General features: G+C 70.4%; 23 protein-coding genes and 1 tRNA gene. 10 read left to right on the top strand and 14 right to left on the bottom strand.

The window, feature by feature from the left end; all coding sequences use genetic code 11:
- Window positions 1–174 precede the first annotated feature (174 nt).
- The 7 genes from EWH70_RS06035 to EWH70_RS06005 form a co-directional block, all read right to left on the bottom strand.
- Window positions 175–939, bottom strand: coding sequence for an MBL fold metallo-hydrolase (locus EWH70_RS06035; protein WP_130474207.1), 765 nt, complete (start codon window positions 937–939; stop codon window positions 175–177).
- Window positions 936–1,709 carry an NUDIX hydrolase gene (locus EWH70_RS06030; RefSeq protein WP_130474277.1) on the bottom strand — a complete coding sequence of 258 codons (774 nt, stop codon included), beginning with the start codon at window positions 1,707–1,709 and terminating at the stop codon, window positions 936–938. Before EWH70_RS06030 ends, EWH70_RS06035 begins: the two co-directional genes overlap by 4 nt.
- An 86-nt stretch (window positions 1,710–1,795) precedes the next feature.
- Complete coding sequence (locus tag EWH70_RS06025; RefSeq protein ID WP_130474206.1) at window positions 1,796–2,980, bottom strand: hypothetical protein; 1,185 nt, start codon at window positions 2,978–2,980, stop codon at window positions 1,796–1,798.
- Between the two features lie 41 nt (window positions 2,981–3,021).
- Window positions 3,022–3,651, bottom strand: a complete 630-nt coding sequence (locus tag EWH70_RS06020; RefSeq protein WP_130474205.1) for a hypothetical protein — start codon at window positions 3,649–3,651, stop codon at window positions 3,022–3,024.
- The gene (locus tag EWH70_RS06015) at window positions 3,652–4,107 is read right to left on the bottom strand and encodes a RidA family protein (protein WP_130474204.1); all 456 of its coding nucleotides are present in this window, start codon (window positions 4,105–4,107) and stop codon (window positions 3,652–3,654) included.
- 2 nt (window positions 4,108–4,109) lie between these two features.
- Window positions 4,110–4,271 (bottom strand): Sp36 family protein, encoded by a 162-nt coding sequence (locus EWH70_RS06010; protein ID WP_130474203.1) that lies wholly within the window; start codon window positions 4,269–4,271, stop codon window positions 4,110–4,112.
- A 29-nt stretch (window positions 4,272–4,300) separates the two neighbouring features.
- Window positions 4,301–5,680, bottom strand: coding sequence for an MFS transporter (locus tag EWH70_RS06005; RefSeq protein WP_130474202.1), 1,380 nt, complete (start codon window positions 5,678–5,680; stop codon window positions 4,301–4,303).
- A gap of 46 nt (window positions 5,681–5,726) precedes the next feature.
- Here EWH70_RS06005 and EWH70_RS06000 point away from each other — a divergent pair, with 46 nt between their 5' ends.
- The 4 genes from EWH70_RS06000 to bagB are packed head-to-tail and all read left to right on the top strand — an operon-like array spanning window position 5,727 to window position 8,509.
- Window positions 5,727–6,113, top strand: a complete 387-nt coding sequence (locus EWH70_RS06000; protein WP_130474201.1) for a MerR family transcriptional regulator — start codon at window positions 5,727–5,729, stop codon at window positions 6,111–6,113.
- Between the two features lie 4 nt (window positions 6,114–6,117).
- Entirely contained in the window at window positions 6,118–6,366 is a 249-nt protein-coding gene (locus EWH70_RS05995; RefSeq protein WP_130474200.1) for a hypothetical protein, read from the top strand.
- 14 nt (window positions 6,367–6,380) lie between these two features.
- Window positions 6,381–7,385, top strand: a complete 1,005-nt coding sequence (bagA, locus tag EWH70_RS05990) for an ATPase BagA (protein WP_130474199.1) — start codon at window positions 6,381–6,383, stop codon at window positions 7,383–7,385.
- Window positions 7,385–8,509 carry an ATPase BagB gene (bagB, locus tag EWH70_RS05985; protein ID WP_130474198.1) on the top strand — a complete coding sequence of 375 codons (1,125 nt, stop codon included), beginning with the start codon at window positions 7,385–7,387 and terminating at the stop codon, window positions 8,507–8,509. The genes bagA and bagB overlap by 1 nt, the downstream gene beginning before the upstream one ends.
- Window positions 8,510–8,518: 9 nt before the next feature.
- Here bagB and EWH70_RS05980 read toward each other — a convergent pair whose 3' ends face one another.
- Window positions 8,519–8,839 carry a WhiB family transcriptional regulator gene (locus tag EWH70_RS05980; RefSeq protein ID WP_130474197.1) on the bottom strand — a complete coding sequence of 107 codons (321 nt, stop codon included), beginning with the start codon at window positions 8,837–8,839 and terminating at the stop codon, window positions 8,519–8,521.
- Between the two features lie 317 nt (window positions 8,840–9,156).
- Between EWH70_RS05980 and EWH70_RS05975 the strand changes: the two genes are divergently transcribed.
- The 3 genes from EWH70_RS05975 (at window position 9,157) to EWH70_RS05965 (ending at window position 12,474) form a co-directional block, all read left to right on the top strand.
- Window positions 9,157–11,322 carry a transglycosylase domain-containing protein gene (locus EWH70_RS05975; protein ID WP_130474196.1) on the top strand — a complete coding sequence of 722 codons (2,166 nt, stop codon included), beginning with the start codon at window positions 9,157–9,159 and terminating at the stop codon, window positions 11,320–11,322.
- Window positions 11,323–11,444: 122 nt separating this feature from the next.
- Window positions 11,445–12,371 (top strand): metallophosphoesterase, encoded by a 927-nt coding sequence (locus EWH70_RS05970; protein ID WP_130474195.1) that lies wholly within the window; start codon window positions 11,445–11,447, stop codon window positions 12,369–12,371.
- A gap of 29 nt (window positions 12,372–12,400) precedes the next feature.
- Window positions 12,401–12,474: transfer RNA gene (locus tag EWH70_RS05965), tRNA-Pro, on the top strand.
- Between the two features lie 249 nt (window positions 12,475–12,723).
- Here EWH70_RS05965 and EWH70_RS05960 read toward each other — a convergent pair.
- Window positions 12,724–13,440 (bottom strand): methyltransferase domain-containing protein, encoded by a 717-nt coding sequence (locus tag EWH70_RS05960; RefSeq protein ID WP_420809032.1) that lies wholly within the window; start codon window positions 13,438–13,440, stop codon window positions 12,724–12,726.
- Between the two features lie 50 nt (window positions 13,441–13,490).
- Between EWH70_RS05960 and EWH70_RS05955 the strand changes: the two genes are divergently transcribed.
- Window positions 13,491–15,329 (top strand): prolyl oligopeptidase family serine peptidase, encoded by a 1,839-nt coding sequence (locus EWH70_RS05955; protein WP_130474194.1) that lies wholly within the window; start codon window positions 13,491–13,493, stop codon window positions 15,327–15,329.
- 39 nt (window positions 15,330–15,368) lie between these two features.
- Here EWH70_RS05955 and EWH70_RS05950 read toward each other — a convergent pair whose 3' ends face one another.
- From EWH70_RS05950 to EWH70_RS05940, 3 genes are all read right to left on the bottom strand, one after another.
- Complete coding sequence (locus tag EWH70_RS05950) at window positions 15,369–15,845, bottom strand: Dps family protein (protein ID WP_130474193.1); 477 nt, start codon at window positions 15,843–15,845, stop codon at window positions 15,369–15,371.
- Window positions 15,846–15,867: 22 nt separating this feature from the next.
- Window positions 15,868–16,293, bottom strand: coding sequence for an organic hydroperoxide resistance protein (locus EWH70_RS05945; RefSeq protein ID WP_165436159.1), 426 nt, complete (start codon window positions 16,291–16,293; stop codon window positions 15,868–15,870).
- 138 nt (window positions 16,294–16,431) lie between these two features.
- Window positions 16,432–17,013 (bottom strand): NADPH-dependent FMN reductase, encoded by a 582-nt coding sequence (locus EWH70_RS05940; RefSeq protein ID WP_240686817.1) that lies wholly within the window; start codon window positions 17,011–17,013, stop codon window positions 16,432–16,434.
- A 116-nt stretch (window positions 17,014–17,129) separates the two neighbouring features.
- Here EWH70_RS05940 and EWH70_RS05935 point away from each other — a divergent pair, with 116 nt between their 5' ends.
- Window positions 17,130–18,167 (top strand): alpha/beta hydrolase, encoded by a 1,038-nt coding sequence (locus EWH70_RS05935; protein WP_130474192.1) that lies wholly within the window; start codon window positions 17,130–17,132, stop codon window positions 18,165–18,167.
- Between the two features lie 82 nt (window positions 18,168–18,249).
- Here the strand turns inward: EWH70_RS05935 and EWH70_RS05930 are convergent, their stop codons facing one another.
- Window positions 18,250–18,771 carry a hypothetical protein gene (locus tag EWH70_RS05930; protein ID WP_130474191.1) on the bottom strand — a complete coding sequence of 174 codons (522 nt, stop codon included), beginning with the start codon at window positions 18,769–18,771 and terminating at the stop codon, window positions 18,250–18,252.
- Between the two features lie 449 nt (window positions 18,772–19,220).
- Between EWH70_RS05930 and EWH70_RS05925 the strand changes: the two genes are divergently transcribed.
- Window positions 19,221–20,345, top strand: coding sequence for an MFS transporter (locus tag EWH70_RS05925; protein WP_130474273.1), 1,125 nt, complete (start codon window positions 19,221–19,223; stop codon window positions 20,343–20,345).
- Here the strand turns inward: EWH70_RS05925 and EWH70_RS05920 are convergent.
- Entirely contained in the window at window positions 20,342–20,719 is a 378-nt protein-coding gene (locus tag EWH70_RS05920) for a hypothetical protein (protein WP_130474190.1), read from the bottom strand. The two genes, EWH70_RS05925 and EWH70_RS05920, sit on opposite strands and share 4 nt — an antisense overlap.
- Between the last annotated feature and the right edge of the window lie 35 nt (window positions 20,720–20,754).

Raw genomic sequence — 20,754 nt, 5'->3', positions numbered from 1 at the left:
CTCCGCGCCCTACTCGTCCTCACCCACCACGAACAACACCACCCCACCAGCACCACCCACACCCACTGACCAGCCAAGACAGGATGAAAAATCCCCAATGTGGCATTGGGGGAGTTCAAGTTCCCCAATGCCACATTGGGGGCGCTACGGAAGCCGCATTGGTGAGGCCAGCGGCTACGAGCGCAGGTAGTCCAGCTGCGCCTTCACGCTGTACTCGGCCGGGCCCCAGAGGGCCTGGTCGACGTCGGCGTAGACCAGCTCGACGATCTGCCGCGGCGTCGCGTCCGGGCCCAGCTTGTCCAGCGCGTCGCGTACCTGGTTCAGCCGCTGCTCGCGGTGGTCGAGGTACTCGCGGGCGGTCGCCCGCAGGTCGGGCAGCTCGGGGCCGTGCCCCGGCAGGCCGAGCATGCCGTCCGGCAGGCCGGTCAGCAGCCGCAGCGACCCGAGGTACGCACCCAGGTCGGACAGGACGGTCGTCCCCCTGCCGAGGATGGTGTCGCCGGTCAGCACGTGCTCGGTCCCGCTGCCGGACACCCGCAGGCAGACCGAGTCGTCGGTGTGCCCGGGGGTGTGCAGGACCTCGATCTCCAGGCCGGCGGCGGTCAGCCGTTCCCCCGGCTCCAGCGCGGGCGAGCGCAGGCACAGCTCCGGCCGCAGCGCCCGCACCGGCGCGCCGGTGCGCTGGGCCAGCCAGGGTGCGCCGTCGGCGTGGTCGGGGTGGTGATGGGTGAGCAGGATCAGTTCGACCCGGTCGTAGGCCAGTCGCGGCAGGTGGTCCGGGTCGTCGTGGCCGGGGTCGACCACGACCGTCGACGCCGCACCGGGCGCACGCAGGATCCAGCTGTTGGTGCCCTCCAGCGTCATCGTCGACGGGTTGTTCTCCAGCACGACCGACGCGATGGGGCTGACCTCGCGGCGGACGCCGTACTCCGGGTTCATCGGCCCTCCAGGACGACCTTGAGCCGTTCGCCGTCGCGCTCCAGCGTCGGCGTGATCTTGACGATCTCCCGCTGCGCGGCCAGCGCGTCGGCGACCGTGCCGAACTCACGCAGCTCCGCCAGCGTGTACCAGGTCGGCGGCATCAGCATGCTGCGGCCGGCCTCGGCGTCGGCCAGCGCGTCCTCGGGACGGAACCAGCCGGACTCGTCGGCCTCGGTGGTCGCGCCGTCGGCCAGCTGGCCCGCAGGCAACGCGGCGAGGAAGAAGCGGGTGTCGTAGCGCCGTGGCGCGGGCGGCGGGGTGACCCAGTTCGCCCACGGGCGCAGCAGATCGGCACGCAGTGTCAGGCCGGACTCGGCGAGGAACGCGGCCAGCGACAGGTCCCGGTCGATCAGCCGCTGCCTCGCGGTGGCGTACTCGGCGGTGTCGGCGACGACGTCGTCCCCGGAACCCGCGAACAGGACACCGGACTCCTCGAACGTCTCCCGCACGGCCGCGCACACCAGCGAACGGGCCAGCGACTCGTCGCAGTCGAACGCATTTGCCCACTCGGCGGGGGCGGGCCCGGCCCAGCGGACGGTTGTGTCGGCGTCGCGGCCGTCCACACCGCCGCCGGGGAACACGGTCATCCCGGCGGCGAACGCCATCGCGTTCACCCGCCGCTGCAGGAAGACCTCGATGCCGTGGTCGGTGTCCCGCAGCAGTACGACGGTGGCGGCGTCCTTCATCGGCCGCTCGGGACCGTCCCCGTGCGGGTCGGTCGGCGGCATCGGGATGGACACTTCCTCGGGTACATCAGCCACCCCGGGGACGTTACGCCCTGACCGCCTGAGACGTCATGAAAGCCGCGTCACACTCAGGCACCGCTGAAGCCGTCGACCCAGCGCCGGTCGCCACCGCGGCCGGAGCCGTTGTTCATCCGGATCCGGGCGGCCTCGGCACGCTCGCGCTGGGCCAGCTCCGCGTGCAGCTCCCGCAGCAGCTTGCGGTCCCGCTCGCTCAGGTTCGGGTCGTTGAGGTCCAGCTCGGGCAGCTCGACGACCTCGCCGTCGGCCCCCAGCTTCGCCGACGCGATGGCCTTGCCCGTCTCCGAGTCCTCGGCCAGCGCCCTGCGCAGCTGCGCGACCTCGGCGGAGGACATGTCGGCCGTGGTGTCGACGTAGTTGACCCGCGGCTCCGGCTCCGGCGTCTCCGCGGGCGGAGGCGGCGGCGCCGGGTTCTTCTTCACCGGCGTCGTGTCGTCGGACGGCGGCGGAGGCGGCGGGGCGGACTGCGTGGGCGTCGGCACGGCGACGGCAGGCGCGGGCTGGGCGGGCGGCGCGGGCGTGGTCGGCGCCTCGGCCTCCATCAGCGCGTGCGCGGGCGCGGCACCGCTGTCGGACACGTGCCGCGGCATGCTCGGGCCGCCACCGCTGCCGGCGTTCGGCCGGGAACCCGAGTGCCAGGCCAGGTTGGCCGAGGCGAGACCCTGCTCGTAGTAGCCGGTCCGCTCGGCACCGGGACCGGTGACCTCGACGACCGAGCGAATCCCCGCACGCCGCAACGCGGTGTCCACCCGGAAGGCGACCGCGGGCGGGTGACCGTCCGGGCCGATCTCGACCAGCACGACCCGCTGCGGAAGGGGACCGGGCACGCTGCCTGCCGGGGTGTTGCGCCAGACCGCGTGCACCGACCGCAGGTCGGGCAGCACCTGGATGGCGCGGTCCAGTGCGTCGGCGATGCCGCGTTCGGGCTCGTTCTCGGCGCTGAACCGGTGCGTCACGGCGGGTTCAGCCTCGTCGATGATCACCTCGTCGACGAGCGTCGCGTCCGACCGGCTCATCTCCAGGATCAGCGCCAGCTCACGCTGCTCGACGGCCCGCACCGGAATGCGTCCGGCGATCAGCGCGCCCGCGGTCAGCTCGACGGCCTCGTCCAGGCGTGACCGCGCGACCAGTTCCCTTGCCTCCGACAGCGCACTGTCGTCGAGGCGGCCGGCCATGGCGAGCAACAGGTTGTGCAGCCGCAGCGGCACACCGAGCCCGTCGTGGGCCTCCACCATCGCACTCTCTCCCTCCGACGCCCGCCGGAGGAGCGAGCGCGTTACGCGGCGACGAGTCGATGCCCGGCGTCCACCGCGCCCTGGCACACCAACGACGAGTTGGCCAGCGCGGCTCGGTGGTAGTCCGGGAGCTCGAACCGCGGCGGGAGCACCTCCACGCTGGGCTCCTCATCGCCCAGCACGCGGAGCACCCGTTGCAGCTCACCGGTCAGCCTCGGCATCCCGGACAACGCGGTGACCAGCAGTACGCGCTTGGCATCGCGGTCGCCTGGGGTGCCGGTGTGCCGCCAGCTCTCCCGTACCTCACCGACGTCAGGGCGACCACGCAACGTTGCGTGAAGCACCACTGACACCGAGTCGACAGAGTTCACCCGATCGGGGGCACTCCGGGTGAATGTGTACCTGTTCTCGGTGCCGTCGTCCACCCCGAGTGTCGAACTGACCTGGTGCCAATCGGCCCCGTGGGGGATCAGGCCCGCCACCAGCAGGCGATACTCGGGCTGATCGAGGTCAACGCTGTGCTTGAGCAAAGATCTTGGAATGGTCCGCGCGAGCGTCGCCATGGCGCCCTCGGCCAGCCAGTCGCGGAACCGCCAGAGCGTCTTGTCCGGCAGCCGGCCGGCCAGCCGCAGTAACAGTTCGTGACTGGACTGCTCGATGTCCGGGTCCACCTACTTCACCTCCACGATCAGTTCCACCTCGACGGGAGCGCCGAGCGGCAACTCGGCGACACCGACCGCGGAACGCGCGTGTACACCCGCGTCGCCGAAGATCTCGCCGAACAGCTCCGACGCCCCGTTGAGGACGGCGGGCTGGCCGGTGAACCCCTCGGCCGACGCGATGAAGCCGGCCACCTTGACCACGCGGACGACCGAGTCGATGCCGACCAGCGCGTGCACGGCGGCCAGCGCGTTGAGCCCGCAGGTGCGGGCGTGCCGCTTGGCCTCGTCCGGCCCCACCTCGGCGCCGACCTTGCCGGACGCCGCCAGCGCGCCGTCGACGAACGGCAGCTGACCGGAGGTGTAGACGTAGTCGCCGGTACGCACGGCCGGCACGTAGGCGGCGACCGGTGCGGCGACGCCCGGCAGTTCGATGCCGAGCTCGGCGAGCCTGGCTGACCAGCTCATGCTCAGCCCTTCGCCCGCTTCAGGTAGGCCACGTGCTGCTCCCCGCTCGGGTTGGGCAGTACGGTCACCAGCTCCCAGCCGTCCTCACCCCACTGGTCGAGAATCTGCTTGGTCGCGTGGATCAGCAGGGGGACCGTCGCGTACTCCCATTTGGTGGCGCTCATGTGCGCGAGCGTAGCTACCCTGTCCAGCCTCACCCGACGCGTGGTCTCAGTGTGACCACCGCCAGCACGGCCAGCAGCAGGAAGAGCACCGCGCAGATCGCCGCGACGACGTTCAGGCCCGCGGTGAACGAGTGGACGCGGCCGACCAGCGTGCCGACGGTGCCCAGCACGGCGACGCCCAGCGCCAGCCCGAAGTCCACGCTGGTCTCCGACAACGCCGACGCCGCACCCGCCCGTTCCGGCGGCGCGGCACCCACGACCACGCCGGTGCCCAGCGCCATGATCGGCCCCTGCCCCAGATAGAGCACGACGGTGCCGGCCACCAGCACCGCGAACCCCTGCGGGCCGTCGACGAGGACCATCAGCCCGACACCCGCCGCGGACAGCACCAGCGCGGTCGCCAGCACATAGGCGACCGGGATCCGGCGGACCAGCACCGGCGCGGCCACCGAGGTGACGACCATCGTCAGCGCCGACGGCAGCAGCCACAGCCCGGCGCCCAGCGGCGAGAGGCCGGCGACCTGCTGCAGGTACAGCGTGGCGAACAGGTAGACCCCGGCGAGGCTGGTCAGCCCGACGAGCAGCACGGTCAGCGCGCCGCGGAAGCCGCGGTCGGCGAACAGGCGGACGTCGACCAGCGGATGCGTCAGTCCGCGCTGCCGCCGCAGGAACACCTGCCCGAGGACCAGCCCCGCCGCGGCCGCCCCCAGGCCGACCGCGACGTGTCCCTCGGCGAGCTGCTTCACGCCGTGCACGAGCGGCAGCACTGCCCCCAGCGACAGCACAACGCTGATCAGGTCGAGCTTTCCGGGATCCGGGTCGCGGTACTCCGGCAGCAGGACCGGTCCGGCGATCAGCAGCAGGCCCATGACCGGGACGGCGACCAGGAACGCCGACCCCCACCAGAACGACTCCAGCAGCAGCCCGCCGACGACCGGGCCGAGTGCGACGCCACCGGACATGCCCGCTGCCCACCAGCCGATGGCCAGCCCGCGCTGCCGGTCGTCCCGGAACATGTTGCTGATCAGGGCGAGCGTCGACGGCATCAGCGTCGCACCGGCGATCCCGAGCAGCGCGCGGGCGGCGATCAGCGCCTCGGCCGTCGGCGCGTAGGCGGCGAGGACGGAGACGACCAGGAACGCGGCGGCGCCGATCAGCAGCAGCCTGCGGCGGCCGATGCGGTCGCCGAGGGTTCCCATGGTCACCAGGAACCCGGCGACGAGGAAGCCGTACGCGTCGTTGATCCAGAGCAGTTCGCTGGCGCTGGGCGCCAGATCGGTGGCCAGCCGGGGCAGTGCGAGGTAAAGGATCGTGGCGTCCATCGACAGCAACGCCGTCGGCAGGACCAGGACCGCGAGCCCGAGCCATTGTCTCGGCCCCGCGGTGATTTCCAGTTGTGTTCGGGACATGCCGCGACGCTAAAGTTTCTCATCAATGTGAGAGTCAAGGGGCGACATGCGGATTGGTGAGCTGGAACGCAGAACGGGCGTCAGCCAGCGCCTGCTGCGGTACTACGAGGAGCAGGGCCTGCTGCGGCCGCGACGCCTGCCCAGCGGGTACCGGGTGTACGACGAGACCGACGTGACGACGGTCGCGCAGATCCGCAACCTGCTCGCGGCCGGGCTGTCCACCGCGACCATCGCGGACATGCTGCCGTGCCTGGCCACCGAGGGCGGCAGGCTCGTCGCGGACTGCCCGGAACTGCTGATCGAGCTGTACCAGGAACGCAGGCGGATCACGTCGGCCATCACCGAGCTGACCGAGGCCATGCGCACGCTGGACACGGTCATCGCCACCGCACCGCCGGACGTCGCCGAGAAGGCGGCAGCCCAGCTAACGTGAAGCCGTGGAGACCTGGCGGATCGTCGCGACCTCGCTGCTCGGCCTCGCCGGCCTGTTCGCCGTGTTGATCGTGATGGCGCAGGTCCGGGACCGGACGCACTCCGGCAGCAAGGTGGCGACCTCCGGAGCCGTGGCGTTCACCACGCTCCTGCTGCTCTGCCTGCTGGTGCTCACCGTGCTGCCGTCCGGTCTGAGCTGGGGGATCGTCGTCGCCGTCACTGCGGTGGTCGGCGTACTGCTACTCGCTAGTTGACTTACGCTGGCAAGGTGACCACACCCCTTGCCGGCTGGACCGACGAGCTCTCCCGCGCCAGGTTGCACTTCGTCACCGGCAAGGGCGGCACCGGCAAGACCACCCTCGCGGCCGCACTGGCGCTGGCGCTGGCCAGCGGCGGGCGCCGGGTACTGCTGGTCGAGGTCGAGGGCAGGCAGGGCATCGCGCAGCTCTTCGACACCGAGCCGCTGCCCTACGCCGAGCAGCGCATCGCGTCGGTGCCCGGCGGTGGCGAGGTACGCGCACTGCACATCGACGCCGAGGCCGCGCTGCTCGAGTACTTCGAGATGTTCTACAACCTCGGCTTCGCCGGCCGCACGCTGCGCCGCATGGGCGCGATCGAGTTCGCCACGACGCTGGCGCCGGGCCTGCGGGACGTACTGCTCACCGGCAAGATCAAGGAATGCGTCGGGCGGACCGAGTCCGACGGCAGGCACACCTACGACGCCGTCGTCGTCGACTCACCGCCGACCGGCAGGGTCGTCAAGTTCCTCGACGTCACCAAGGCCCTCACCGATCTCGCCAAGACCGGGCCCATCCGCGGCCAGGCCGAAGGCGTCGTCCGGCTGCTGCACTCCGGCGAAACTGCCGTTCACCTGGTGACGCTGCTGGAGGAGATGCCGGTGCGCGAGACCGTCGAAGCGGTCGCCGAGCTGGACGGCGCCGACCTGCGTCCCGGCGCGGTGCTGGTCAACCGCGTCCGGCCGCCGCGGCTGCCCGCGCGCTCGGTCGTCGCCGCCGCCGACGGCCGGGTGGACGCGTCCCGGGTCCGGCAGGGGCTGGCCGCCGCCGGGCTGGAGCTGGGCGAGGAGACGCTGGACGCGCTCGTCGAGGAAACCGTCGAGCACGCCATCCGGGTGGCCGCCGAGCAGCGCGCCCGCACCCAGCTGACCGAGGCCGACCTGCCCACGCTCGAACTGGGCGAGATGACCGGCGGCGTCGACGTCGCCGCGCTCTACGACCTCGCCGAGGCCCTGATCGACCAGGGGGTGCGCTGATGCTCGACATGGACGAGCTGATCGACTCGCCGGAGACCCGGGTGATCGTCTGCTGTGGTTCCGGCGGCGTCGGCAAGACCACGACCGCCGCGGCACTCGCCCTGCGGGCGGCCGAGCGCGGCAGGCAGACGGTCGTGCTGACCATCGACCCGGCACGGCGGCTCGCGCAGGCGCTCGGGCTGCGAGAGCTGGGCAACCACCCCAAGCAGGTGACCGTCGAAGGCTTCGAGCCCAAGGGCGAGCTGTGGGCGATGATGCTGGACATGCGGCGCACCTTCGACGACATGGTGCGTGTGCACGCCGGCCCCGAACGGGCCGAGCAGCTACTGGCGAATCCCTTCTACCAGACCATTTCCACGTCGTTCTCCGGCACGCAGGAGTACATGGCGATGGAGAAGCTCGGTCAGCTCGCGGCGACCGGGGAGTGGGATCTGATCATCGTCGACACGCCGCCGAGCCGGTCCGCACTGGACTTCCTGGACGCGCCGACGCGACTGTCCAGCGCGCTGGACGGCCGGATGATCCGGCTGCTGACCGGGCCGGCGAAGGCAGGCGGCTGGGGCCTGCGCAAGGTGGTCAGCGCCGGGTTCTCGATGTTCGCCAAGGCGGTGTCGACGATCATCGGCGGCCAGCTGCTGGCCGACGCGTCGGCGTTCGTCCAGGCCTTCGACACGATGTTCGGCGGGTTCCGCGAACGGTCCAGGAAGACGGCGGAACTCCTGCGCTCCAAGGGAACCGCGTTCCTGGTGGTGGCCGCGCCGGAGCCGGATGCCCTGCGCGAGGCCAGTTACTTCGTCGAGCGGCTGTCGTCGGAGTCGATGCCGCTGGCAGGCCTGGTGGCCAACCGGACGCACCCGGTGCTGGCGCCGCTGTCGGGCACCGAGGCGCTCGCCGCGGCCGACGCGCTCGACCGCGGCGGGCGCAGTGCGCCGCTGGCGTCGGCGGTGCTGCGGCTGCACGCCGACCGGGTCGCGGTGGCGGACCGGGAGAAGCGCCTGCTGGCGCGGTTCACCCGGGCCCACCCCGAGGTGCCCGTGGTCGGTGTGCCTGCCCTCCCCGCCGACGTCCACGACCTGGCCGGCCTGCGCGACATCGGCACCCGCCTAGCCGGTGACACTGAGTAATTACTGCGTTCAGCCCACTCGGACCGCGGGCTCGTCCTCTTCCTCGTCGGCACCGGCGAACTCGCGCCGGGCCGTGGTGAGTAGCTCGTGCCAGGACTCGATGTCCGGGCGGCGGCGCAGCAGCGCCCTGCGTTCTCTTTCGGTCATTCCTCCCCAGACACCGAAGCTGATTCGGTTGTCGAGTGCCTCGGCCAGGCACTCGGTACGCACCGGGCAGCCCATGCAGACGACCTTCGCCCGGTTCTGCTCGGCTCCTCGCACGAACAGGCCGTCCGGATCAGCGTCCCGGCAGCTGGCTCGTACCCGCCAATGCGACTGGTTGCTCTCCATACCCCCAAGCTCCCTACCTGGTGGATCGCCTCCGCGAACAGACTCCGGCCTCTCCCGGGGCCCGCGGAGTCTGATCTCCCTCTGGTCTCACGCGGTCAACAGCCAGTGCGTCCCCGCACCGCTGCGGCCGAATGGATCAACGAGCCGAGGCTCCGACTCACCCATCCGTTGGCTTGTTTACGTGAGATGTTGACGGACTGTATTGCTCCCCGGTTCCATTCGCCAAGTTCCGAGTTGTCTTCCGTTACCTCTGCACACGTTCGGGACACCCGGCCGTGGTCACCGGGACCCCACACCGCGCGGGTAGCCTGAGGGTCGTGCGCAAGACAGAAGGTCTGCTCAAGCTGCTCAGCCTCTGCCTGCTCGCGGGCGTGCTGGTCGCCGGGGTGCTGTTCCCGGTCGTCGGCGCCGCCGGTGTGGCATCCAACCAGGCGAGCGAGACGGTCGACAGCATGTCGTCCGAGCTCGCCACCGACCCGCCGCCGCTGGTCACGAACGTGACCGACTCGGCTGGCAACGTCATCGCCACGCTGTACAAGCAGTACCGCATCCCCACCGCCGCCAACCAGATCAACGACGCCATGAAATGGGCGCTGATCTCCACCGAGGACCGGCGGTTCTACGACCACAAGGGCGTCGACTGGAAGGGCACCATCCGCGCCGCCATCTCCAACCAGACCGGCGGCGACACGCAGGGTGCGTCCACGCTGACCCAGCAGTACGTCAAGAACTACCTCATCAACGTCGTCAACCGGGAGAACCCGCTGGGCCAGGAGAAGGCCCAGGAGCAGACGATCGCGCGCAAGCTCAAGGAAGCCCGCATCGCCATCCAGCTCGAGACGAAGATGCCGAAGGACCAGATCCTCGCCGGCTACCTCAACGTCGTCGAGTTCTCGCACCAGATCTACGGCGTCGGCGCGGCGGCGAAGGCCTACTTCAACACCACGCCGGACAAGCTGACCGTCCCGCAGGCCGCCCTGCTGGCCGGGATGGTCAACAACCCGATCATGTACGACCCGTGGCGCAAGCCGGACAACGCCATGCACCGGCGCAATCTCGTGATCGACCGCATGGTGGACAACAAGAAGCTGGCCCCGGCCGACGCGGAGCGGCTCAAGACCGAACCGCTCGGCGTGGTCGAGAAGGCGCCGGACAAGCCCGCCTCCAACTGCGTCGGCGCCGGCCCGGAGAACGGGTTCTTCTGCCAGTACGTCGTCGACTACCTGCTCCAGCACGGCATGTCCGAGGACGAGCTGTTCACCGGCGGCTACACCATCAAGACCACAATGGACCAGCGGGCCAACGACGAGGCCAAGAAGTCGGCCGAGGCCCAGGTGAAGAAGAACCAGCCCAACGTCGCCAACACCCTGTCGCTGGTGAAGCCGGGCAAGGAACGGCACGAGGTCGTCGCGCTGGCAGCCAACCGGGACTACGGCCTGGACAAGGACCGGGGGCAGACCACCTACCCGCTGCCGTCCGGCGTGACCAACGTCACCGGCGCCGGGTCGAGCTTCAAGATCTTCACCGCGGCCGCCGCGCTGAAGCAGGGAGTTGCCGGGATCAACAGCACCATCCAGGTGCCGAACTTCCACATCTCCCAGGTCTTCACCGGCGGTGGTGACCAATGTCCGCCGAAGGACCGCTACACCCGCACCTACTGCGTGAGCAACGCCACCGAGGGCGGCAGCGGGGCGATGTCGCTGCAGACCGCACTGGCCACCTCGCCGAACACCGCGTTCGTGATCCTCGAGGAGCAGGCCGGCATGGGCCCGGTCGTCGAGATGGCCAGCAAGCTCGGCCTGCGTAACTCGATGGCGGGCAACGCCGCCACCGGCGGCCCGGTCGACCCGGACAACGAGAACGCGCAGTTCCGTACCAGCCAGACCGCCTGGTACGGCCCCAGCGACAACTCGCCGGGCAAGGGTTCGTTCACCCTCGGCGTGAGCCCGGTCAGCGGACTGGAGATGGCCAACGTCGCCGCCACGATCATGAGCGGCGGCGTGTGGTGCCCGCCCACCCCGATCGCGTCGATCACCGACCGGGACGGCAAGCCCGTGCCGTACAAGGAGCCCGCCTGCGAGCAGGTCGTCGACGAAGGGCTGGCCAACTCGCTCGCCGTCGGCATGAGCAAGGACGACATGCCCGGCGGCACCTCGCACGCGGCCGCCGCCGCGGCTCGCTGGACCCGCCCGATGATCGGCAAGACCGGTACCACCCAGAACAACGGCTCGGCCGCGTTCGTCGGCGCCACCCCGCAGCTGGCAGGCGCCGCCATGGTGTTCCGGCCGGACTCGCCCAACGGCGGGCTGTACGACCGGGGCCCCGGCAACGTCGTCGCCGCCCGCGGCACCAACGGCGACATGTTCGGTGGCAAGACGCCCGCCCGTACGTGGTTCGGTGCCGTCAGCAAGATCCTGGAGGGACAACCGGAGCTGCCGCTGCCCCCGCTCGACCCGCGTTACGACCGCGTCGGCCGCCGCTGAGCCGGTACCCGTCACCGGAATGGAGTATCACCTGGGGGCGTGGAATCCGAGCACGTATAGTGGACACTGTGAACACGCACGGTGATAGGGGCCCGGTGCGACCGAAGGTCAAGCACCTGGCAGTGGGGGCTGTCGCCCTGGGGGCCGCGACCCTGGGTTATGCGTCAGCGATCGAACGACGGCACTGGACGCTGCGCACCGCGGAGATCCCGGTGCTCACCCCGGGGTCCAGACCAATCACCATCCTGCACATCTCCGACCTGCACATGCTTCCGGGCCAGGAGTCCAAGCAACGCTGGGTCGCCGCACTCGACGAGCTGAACCCGGACCTGGTCGTCAACACCGGCGACAACCTCGCCCACCGCCAGGCCGTACCCGCGGTCCTGCGCGCGCTCGGCAAGCTGCTCGACCGGCCGGGCGTGTTCGTCTTCGGCAGCAACGACTACTACGGCCCCAAGCCGAAGAACCCGGCTCGCTACCTCATGCCCAAGGGCCGCAAGAAGCGCATCCACGGCGTCCACCTGCCCTGGCGCGACCTGCGGGCCGCACTGGTCGAGCACGGCTGGCAGGACCTGACCCACGTGCGCCGTACCGTGAAGGTCGCCGGCCAGGAGGTCTTCACCGCCGGCGTCGACGACCCGCACCTGCACCGCGACCGCTACAACGACATCGCAGGCCGGGCCGACCGTTCCGCCGCACTACGGCTGGGCGTCACCCACTCCCCGGAGCCCCGGGTGCTCGACCCCTTCGCCGCCGACGGCTACGACCTCGTCCTCGCCGGGCACACCCACGGCGGCCAGCTCCGGCTGCCGGGATACGGCGCGCTGGTCACCAACTGCGACCTCGACCGCTCCCGTGCCCGCGGGGTCTCCCGCTGGGGCGCCAACATGTGGCTCAACGTCTCGGCCGGCCTGGGCACCTCGCCCTACGCGCCGGTGCGGTTCGCCTGCCCGCCGGAAGCCAGCCTGCTCACGCTGGTCCCGAGGGACACGGCCAGCCCGAACGCACAGAGGCTGGCCCGCCGCAAAGCCCGATCGGACGTCCGCTAGACTTCTCCACGGCCCGTTAAGCAGGACCTCGGGGTGTGGCGCAGCTTGGTAGCGTGCCTCGTTCGGGTCGAGGAGGTCGTGGGTTCAAATCCCGCCACCCCGACGGAAGTTGACAGGGGGCGTGTGTTCGCGGAGAGCGCGAACCGCGCCCCCTTCCGGCGTCTTCTGGGGGTCGAACCCCCAGACCCCCGCCAGGGGGCAAGCCCCCTGGACCCCCGTCTCGCTCCTCGCCTTTGTGCTGTGGGTTGCTTCTGGTGTTGACCAGCCCGGTTGCGCGAGTCCACCGCTCGTTCCCCGCGAGTCCACCATTGCGCACCCGCGAGTTGACCGTTCAGGACCCCCGAGTTCGCGATTAGCGGGTTGCTGTTAGTTCTACCCAGCATTGGTTGAACTCGCCGTCGCCTGCTCGGGACCAGACCCAGGCGCTTCTGGCCGCGCTGGTGAGCTGCTGGTGGTCGCGGCTCGGGGTGTCCAATGCGGCCGCGAGGGCTGCCTCCACCTGCCTGGCCAGGTCGCGGTAGGCCACGTCACCGCGGAAGCGGGCATGGGAACGCACCTCGGCGAAGCCCGCCGCGGTCACCAGATCAGCCAGCCGCTTTCCGGCGAACGGGTCCGCTCCCTGTCTGCGGCGCAGCAGGTAGTAGCCCCGCAGGGCAGCGTCGACGTTGGCCGTCCTCGGCCGCAGCTTCGCCCGGCTCCAGTCCGAAGTGGACAGAGCAAGCCTGCCGCCGGGCCGGACAACCCTGTGCAGTTCGGCCAGCGCCGCCGCCGGGTCCCGCAGGTGATCGAACAGACCGTGCGCGAACGCGAGGTCCACGGCCCCGTCCGCCAGCGGCAGGGCGTACACCGAACCGCCGACGAAGTCCACAATGGACCGTGCGGACCCGAGCCGGTTCACCTCGTCCACGCCGACGACACGGACGTCCGGAACCGAGGTGGCGAGCATGCGGCTGATGACCCCGGCGCCACAACCGACGTCCAGCACCCGCATCCCCGGGCGCAGCAACCGTGCCGCGAACTCGGCGCGCGCCGCCGCCGTCGACCCCAAACCGTCCCGCACTCCGCACACAGTACGGCCCCGTCCCCCGATCGGTACCCCTCCGCTGGCAGGATCGGGGGGTGACCACTGAGCCGTACACCCCCGCGCAGGTGCCCGAACGCCTCTTCGCCGACGCCGAGGCGGAGAACCGGTGGCAAGCCCGCTTCCACGCGGCACGCATGAGCCTGCCCGGCTGGCCACTGGACGCACCCGACGCCTGCGTGTACGTCTCCAACGCCAGTGGCGTCTGGGAGGTCTACACCTGGGACCGCCGCACCGGCGAGCACCGCCGCGTGACCGACCGGCCCAACGGCACACTGCACGCCACGCTCTCGCCCGACGGCAAGTGGGTCTGGTGGTTCAACGACACCGACGGCGACGAGTTCGGCTCGTGGCGGCGCCAGCCGTTCACCGGCGACCACACCGACGCCGTTCCCGCGCTCAATGAGGTGCCCGACGGCTACCCGGCCGGGCTGGAGATCGGCGAGCGGCTCACCGCGGCCGGCGTCTCCACCGACGAGGGCAGCAGGCTCTACGCCGTCACCGCCGAGGGCACCGAGTGCTTCTACGAGAACGCCGACGACGCGTCCGTCGCCGCACTGTCCAGGGACGAGACGCTGCTGGCGATCTCGCACTCCGAACACGGTGACTCCCGCCACCCCGCCGTCCGCGTGCTCACCACGGCGGGATTCGGGACCGTCGCCGACAAGTGGGACGGGCAGGGCAAGGGCCTCACACCGCTGTCGTTCTCGCCGGTCGCGGGCGACCAGCGGCTGCTCGTGCTGCACGAACGCCGTGGCCGCGAGGAGCTGCTCGTCTGGGACACCGCGACCGACACCGAGACCGAGTTGCCGCTCGACCTGCCCGGTGAGGTCGTCGCCGACTGGTACCCGGCCGCAGACGCGCTGCTGGTCGTCCACTTCCACCAGGGCCGCAGCTCGCTGCACCGCTACGACCTCGCCACCGGCGAGCTGACCGCGCTGGACAACCCGGCAGGCAGCATCGGCAACGCCTCCGTCCGGCCGGACGGGACGGTCGAGTACTCGTGGTCCAGCGGCGCCGAGCCGTCGTCGATCCGCGCGCGGACCCCCGACGGCGACGACCGCATCCTGCTGTCCCCGCCGGGCGACCGGGCACCGGGCTCCGCGGCGATCGGTGACGCGTTCGTCGAGGGAGCAGGCGGACGCATCCACGCCCTGATCTCCCGGCCCGTCGACGCACCGGACGGGCCGCTGCCGACCGTGTTCAACCTCCACGGTGGCCCGCATTCAGCCGACGAGGACCGGTTCTCGGCCTACCGCGCCACCTGGCTGGACGCCGGTTTCGCCGTCGTTGAGGTCAACTACCGCGGATCGACGGGATACGGCTCGGCCTGGCGGGACGCCATCGAGGGCAGGCCCGGCCTGACCGAGCTGGAGGACGTCGCCGCGGTGCACGACTGGGCCGTCGGCAGCGGGCTGGCTGACCCGAAGCGGTGTGTCGTCAACGGCGGCTCCTGGGGCGGCTACCTGACGCTGCTCGCGCTCGGCACACAGCCGACCCGCTGGGCGGCCGGGGTCGCGGCCGTGCCGGTGGCCGACTACGTCGCCGCGTACGAGGACGAAATGGAGCAGCTGCGCTCGTTCGACAGGGCGCTGTTCGGTGGCTCGCCGGAGGACGTGCCCGCCGTGTACGACGAGTGCTCGCCGATCACCTACGTCGAGGCGGTCGCCGCCCCCGTGCTCGTGCTGGCAGGCGACAACGACCCGCGCTGCCCGATCCGGCAGATCGAGAACTACCTGGACCGGCTGCGCCGCCGGGACGCGCCGTACGAGTTCTATCGCTACGACGCGGGCCACGGCTCTCTGGTGATCGCCGAGACCATCAAGCAGACGGCCATCGAGGTCGGTTTCGCCCGCCGCGCGCTCGGGATGGAGTGACCGAAGGGCCCGGCCGGGCGGCCGGGCCCTTCGAAGGCGTCAGGCGCGCTGCGCCTGCCACATCCAGTGGGCCTCTTCCAGCTTGTTCGTGATCTCGATCAGCAGATCCTGGGTGACCAGGTCGCTCTTGTCGGTTTCGTCGATCCGGGCCCGCAGCCGCTGGATCAGCTCGGCGAGGATGTCGACGATCGCGCTGATGGTCGCCTCGTCGGACTGCCAGTTGTCGGGGTAGTCGGGCAGACCGGAGCTCTCGACGACGGTCTTCGCCTTGCCGTTCGGCGAGACCCCGATGGCGTTGGCCCGTTCGGCGACGCTGTCGGTGTAGGTCCTCGCCACGTCCACCAGCTCGTCGAGCTGGAGGTGGACGCTGCGGAAGTTCTTGCCGACGACGTTCCAGTGGGCCTGCTTCGCGATGAGCGAGAGGTCGACGAGGTCGACCAGGGTGGCCTGCAGAACGTTGCCGGTGACCTCCTTGTCGCTCTCACTCAGTGGACTGGTGATCGGCGAGTTGGCCATTCTTCGATCCTCTCTTCGCTTCTCACGTGGTGGCGCGGACCGTCACCTCGATGTTGCCGCGGGTGGCGTTGGAGTACGGGCACACCTGGTGCGCCTGCGCGACCAGTTCGTCCGCCTTGCCCTGCTCCAGGCCCGGCAGGTTGGCGGTCAGGGTGACGACCAGCTCGAAGCCGCCCCTGTCGTTCTTGCCGATACCGACCTGGGCCTCGACGGTCGACTTGTCGACGTCGGCATTGGCCTGCTTGGCGACCAGCCGGAGCGCGCCGTGGAAACACGCGGCGTACCCGGCCGCGAACAGCTGCTCGGGGTTGGTGTGCTCGCCGCCGGGCCCACCCATCTCCTTGGGAACGGTCAGGCTCTCGTCGATGACGCCGTCGGACGAGGTGACCTCGCCGTTGCGCCCGTCGCCACGAGCCGTAGCCACCGCGGTGTACACCGGCTGCACCATGTGTTCGCCTTCCTGTCGATGTTCGGGGGCCGTCTCGCCACCCATTCCGCACAACGTCGCAGGGCACGACAACCGTGCCGCCGAATGGCGGGTGTCACCCGAAGGAATACCCGGGGAAGGCTCCGGTGAATCCCTTGATCAGCGGCGGGCGAGTGCGAACTGCGTCACCTGGGCGCCGACCAGGCGCAGCGTGCGGTCGACCTTGCCGGACTCGTCGCCGGAAATGCTGCCGTCCTCGTCGAACTTGACCTCCGCGGAATTGACCGCGCCACCCAGCGGCGTCGGCCAGCCCCGCAGAGCGTGCGCGATCGTGCGCAGCTGGCCGAGCGTGCTCACCGCCGCCTGCCAGCCGAACGCGACCGACACCAGGCCGACCGCGCGTCCGTCCAGGTAGGGACGGACGTCGCCACGCAGGTCCTCGACGTAGTCGAGGGCGTTCTTGACCAGCCCGGACAGCGCGCCATGGTAGCCGGGGGACACCACGATCAGCCCGTCCGCCGTGCGGATGGCCTCGATGAGGGCCAGTGCGCGATCGGACCGTTCGGGTGTCATGACGTCGTAGAACGGCAGTTCCAGCCCCTCCGCGGTGATGACCGACGTGGTGGCGCCGGCCTCTTCCGCGCCGGCCAGCGCGATGCGAAGTGCCCGTTCGGACTGCGAGCCGCTCCGCAGGGAGCCGCCGATACCGAGGACCTTGACCGCACGCACCTGTGAACTCACGCCCCGAGGCTATCCCCTCCAGTTAAGTAGAGGGCCACGGTTTGGACGCGAGAGGTGCGCCACAAGCTACTGGCGAGTAGCCTCCTACTCAGGAGTACGTCGCTAAGGAGGCAACGATGCCGGCTCCACTCATCCGCGCACAGGCCGCGGCGGCGCAGCTGGTCTACGCCCTGCCCAGGCCGTTGCGACGAGCCGTCGCGGGGCGCCAGATCCGGCTCGACGGCCAGGACCTCGCGCTCGACGCCCAGCTCCTGCTGCGCCTGCAGCAACTGACCGGTTCGAGCCTCGTGCACGAATCCGTCGAGAAGTCACGGATCCGGCTGGACGGCGCCCGGCACCTGGTCAGCGGCCCGCCGCTGCCGATGCAGACCCGCGAGGTGGTCATTCCCGGCACCGGCGGCAACCTGGACGCCACCCTCTACACGCCGGCCGGCCTGCCCGCGCCGTCCGGGCTGCTGGTCTTCTTCCACGGCGGCGGCTGGGTCATCGGCACCAGGGCCAGCCACGACGGCGCGGCCCGCTTCCTGGCGCAGCACGCGGGCGTGCGGGTGCTGTCGGTGGAGTACCGGCTGGCACCCGAGCATCCGTTCCCCTCGGCGGCCGACGACGCCGTCGACGCCTTCAACTACGCGCACGCCAAGGCGGCCGACCTCGGTGCCGACCCGGATCGCATCGCCGTCGGCGGCGACAGTGCCGGCGGCAATCTCGCCGCCGTCACGGCGTTGCTCACCAGCCGGGGGGACGGCCCGGCGCCCGCGTTCCAGCTGCTGTTCTACCCGGCGGTCGACCTCAGCGCGCGCCGCCGGTCCCGGGAGATCTTCGGCGACGGGTTCTTCCTCACCGACGAGCACATGGACTGGTTCGCCAACCACTATGCGCCGCCGGGCGTGGACCGCACCGACGTCCGCATGTCACCGCTGCTGGCCGACGATCACACCGGTCTGCCGCCCGCCTACATCGCCACCGCCGGTTTCGACCCGCTGCGGGACGAGGGTGAGGCGTACGCGGCGAAGCTCACCGAGGCCGGCGTGCCGGTCGCGCTGAGCCGGCAGGAGGACCTCATTCACGGCTATATCAACTTCCTCGGCGTCGGCAGGCGTTTCCGCGAGGCCACCGCCGAGGCCGCCGGTGCGTTGCGGGTGGGATTGAGCTGATTTCCCGCGAATAGCGAAAACCGGAACCCGGCGCGGTAGTCGCGCCGGATTCCGGTCCCCCCTGTTATTTACCGATGGACTTCTACGGTGCGGGCAGTGGCGGCACCGGCAGTGGCGGCACCGGGACCGCACCGAGCAGCCCCGCCAGAATTCCGGTGACCGCGCCCAGCAACGCCTTCAGCAGGTCGCTGACGATCTTCAGCGGCCCCGGAAGGTCCGGGATGGGCGGCAGCGGCAGCGGGGGCAGCTGCGTCGGGACGACCGACGGGTCGTCCAGTACTCGGGAGATCTCCGAGTTGTACTCCCTGGCCACGCCGGCTTTCTCCTGCTCAGCGGCCTGAATGGTGTACTTCTCGCCCGCCGCGGCCGTGGCCAGTTCGGGATCGAGCCGTTCCAGCACGCTGCGGGCCGCCACCGCGTCGCCCGCGTAGGCGACCTTGGTGAGCTCGTCACGCAGCTCCAGCAGCCGCGCTCCCGCGGCCTGGGAGCTGGTGGCGCCCTTGCCGTTGTCGAGCACGCTCGCCGCCGCCATGCCGGATCCACCGACCGTCAGCAGGCTTCCGATGGCCAGCATGGCAATCGTTCGCACGAACTTGCGTTTCATTTCTACCTCCCGGCCTCAAAGACCTGTCGGCGTTATGAGTACTCGCCGTGTGGGGGAACCACCACCCGGCCACCGGGACGGGGTTCTTTTCAACCCTTACGAGCTGAGTTCATTCCTTAAAAACATCCCCGCAATTGATTAACCCCGGACTATTGCGTCTCGCTCAGCCGATCATGAACACCGAGAGGCGATTTCACGATCCGTGACAGGGACACTCGGTCGTGCAAAGCGGCAACCCGATCGGGCGCATTCGGTGATCAGTTTCCCCCATCACCCCGTGGTGCAAGCGTGTCGGCTAGACCGTACGAGCAGGTGTCCCCCACGTATGTCGCAATCACCACGGGGATGACGGGCCCGAAAACGGGTTGCACGGCCGTGCCACTCTGCGGTCTCATCGCGGCGTGCGGGCGTACGGTCGACTACTCGGTATCTCCGGTGTTCCGACGTCGATGTTGCTGAACTTCCTCACCCGGCTGCCGGTGACGGCCATGGGCATCACGCTGACCCTGCACATCGTCACCGACCTCGGCCGCGGCTACGGCGCCGCAGGCCTGGTCGGCACCGCGACCACGATCGGCAGCGCGGTGGGCGCGCCGGTGCTCGGCAGGCTCATCGACCGGCACGGGCTGCGGCCGGTGGTCGCGGGCTGCGGGCTGGCGTCCGGACTGTTCTGGATGAGCACGCCGCACCTGCCGTATCTGGTGCTGCTCGTCGTCGCCCTGCCTGCCGGTGCCCTCGCCATCCCGATCGGCTCAATCGCCCGTCAGGTGCTGGCCGCGCTGGTGCCCACCGACCTGCGGCGCACGGCGTACTCGCTGGACACCATCGTCGTCGAGACGTCGTTCATGGTCGGGCCCGCCGTCGGCATCCTGGTCAGCACGCAGATTTCCGGCACCGTGGCGTTGACCGGGATCGGGGTGTGCTTCCTCGTGTCGGCCGGGCTGCTGTGCTGGGTCAACCCGCCGATCCGGACCGAGCACGAGGTGGTCACCGGGCCGCGGCCGGCCACCAGGACCTGGCTGACCGGCAAGATCGTGGCGACCCTGCTGATCGCGGCCGGTGCCGGCTTCACGCTCATGGGGATGGAACTGTCCATGCTCGCCGCGCTGCGCGAGACGGGCGCCGTCGACTGGGCCGGGATCCTGTTCGTGGTCATCTGCGCGGCCTCGGCTCTCGGCGGGCTGGTGCACGGCGCGGTCCGGCGGTCGCTTCCACAGCTGTGGCTGATGGCCCTGATGGCGGCGCTGCTGGTGCCGGTCGGGCTGTTCACCGACCCGTGGTGGGTGCTGGCGCTCGCGTTGATCCCGATGAACCTGCTCTGCGCGCCGACGCTGGCCGCGACGTCGGAGTCGGTCGTGGCGATGACGCCGGTGCGGGTTCGCGGCGAGGCGATGGGCATGCAGGACTCCGCCGTGCGGCTGGGGCTGGCGCTGGGCAGCCCCGCGGCGGGGTTCGTGATCGACCACAGCGCGGCGGGCTGGGGCTTCGTCGCCTCCGGTGGCGTCGGCGTCGCGGTCGCCGCCGTCGCCCTGCTGCTCACGCGGCAGGGCGCCCGGCAGCCGACGACCGTCTAGAGGCAGGCCTGACGCAGCCTGTTCAGGTTCTCCGTCGCCTTGTTGACCCATTCGCTGACGTTGGTGACCTGGTCCAGCTTCTGCTCCGCCAGTTGCGTGTAGCTGGCTGCCATGTCGTTCAGCGTCTGCTGCAGACCCTGGTCGTTGACCTGGGTGCCCAGCTCGGACAGGCGCTGCGCCTTCTGCTTGGCGTCGGCCTGGAGCTGTTCCGCCTCCTGGTTGGGGTCGAAGCTCGCCAGCCCCACCGCCTCGGAGCAGGCCGTCACCTTGTCCGACACCTTGTTCGCCGTGTTCACCGCCTCGTTGACCTGGTCACAGCCGGCGAGAACCACACCGAACAGGACAACGCCGAGCGCAACACCGAGTTTCTTCATGGTCCCCAACCTGATCCCAGACATTTCCGGCACCA

This window comes from Amycolatopsis suaedae (assembly GCF_004214935.1).
Classification (GTDB): Bacteria; Actinomycetota; Actinomycetes; order Mycobacteriales; family Pseudonocardiaceae; genus Amycolatopsis; species Amycolatopsis suaedae.
This window is presented reverse-complemented; position numbering and strand designations above follow the sequence as displayed.

Excerpts from the sequence above, each read along its gene's own strand:
- EWH70_RS05925 (WP_130474273.1), top strand. The coding sequence starts at position 19,221 with ATGTTGCTGAACTTCCTCACCCGGCTGCCGGTGACGGCCATGGGCATC.
- EWH70_RS05920 (WP_130474190.1), bottom strand. The coding sequence starts at position 20,719 with ATGAAGAAACTCGGTGTTGCGCTCGGCGTTGTCCTGTTCGGTGTGGTT.
- EWH70_RS05980 (WP_130474197.1), bottom strand. The coding sequence starts at position 8,839 with ATGGAGAGCAACCAGTCGCATTGGCGGGTACGAGCCAGCTGCCGGGAC.
- EWH70_RS05945 (WP_165436159.1), bottom strand. The coding sequence starts at position 16,293 with ATGGTGCAGCCGGTGTACACCGCGGTGGCTACGGCTCGTGGCGACGGG.
- EWH70_RS06035 (WP_130474207.1), bottom strand. The coding sequence starts at position 939 with ATGAACCCGGAGTACGGCGTCCGCCGCGAGGTCAGCCCCATCGCGTCG.
- EWH70_RS06005 (WP_130474202.1), bottom strand. The coding sequence starts at position 5,680 with ATGTCCCGAACACAACTGGAAATCACCGCGGGGCCGAGACAATGGCTC.
- EWH70_RS05930 (WP_130474191.1), bottom strand. The coding sequence starts at position 18,771 with ATGAAACGCAAGTTCGTGCGAACGATTGCCATGCTGGCCATCGGAAGC.
- EWH70_RS06015 (WP_130474204.1), bottom strand. The coding sequence starts at position 4,107 with ATGAGCTGGTCAGCCAGGCTCGCCGAGCTCGGCATCGAACTGCCGGGC.
- EWH70_RS05935 (WP_130474192.1), top strand. The coding sequence starts at position 17,130 with ATGCCGGCTCCACTCATCCGCGCACAGGCCGCGGCGGCGCAGCTGGTC.
- EWH70_RS06025 (WP_130474206.1), bottom strand. The coding sequence starts at position 2,980 with ATGGTGGAGGCCCACGACGGGCTCGGTGTGCCGCTGCGGCTGCACAAC.
- bagB (WP_130474198.1), top strand. The coding sequence starts at position 7,385 with ATGCTCGACATGGACGAGCTGATCGACTCGCCGGAGACCCGGGTGATC.
- EWH70_RS05950 (WP_130474193.1), bottom strand. The coding sequence starts at position 15,845 with ATGGCCAACTCGCCGATCACCAGTCCACTGAGTGAGAGCGACAAGGAG.
- EWH70_RS06010 (WP_130474203.1), bottom strand. The coding sequence starts at position 4,271 with ATGAGCGCCACCAAATGGGAGTACGCGACGGTCCCCCTGCTGATCCAC.
- EWH70_RS06030 (WP_130474277.1), bottom strand. The coding sequence starts at position 1,709 with ATGCCGCCGACCGACCCGCACGGGGACGGTCCCGAGCGGCCGATGAAG.
- EWH70_RS06000 (WP_130474201.1), top strand. The coding sequence starts at position 5,727 with ATGCGGATTGGTGAGCTGGAACGCAGAACGGGCGTCAGCCAGCGCCTG.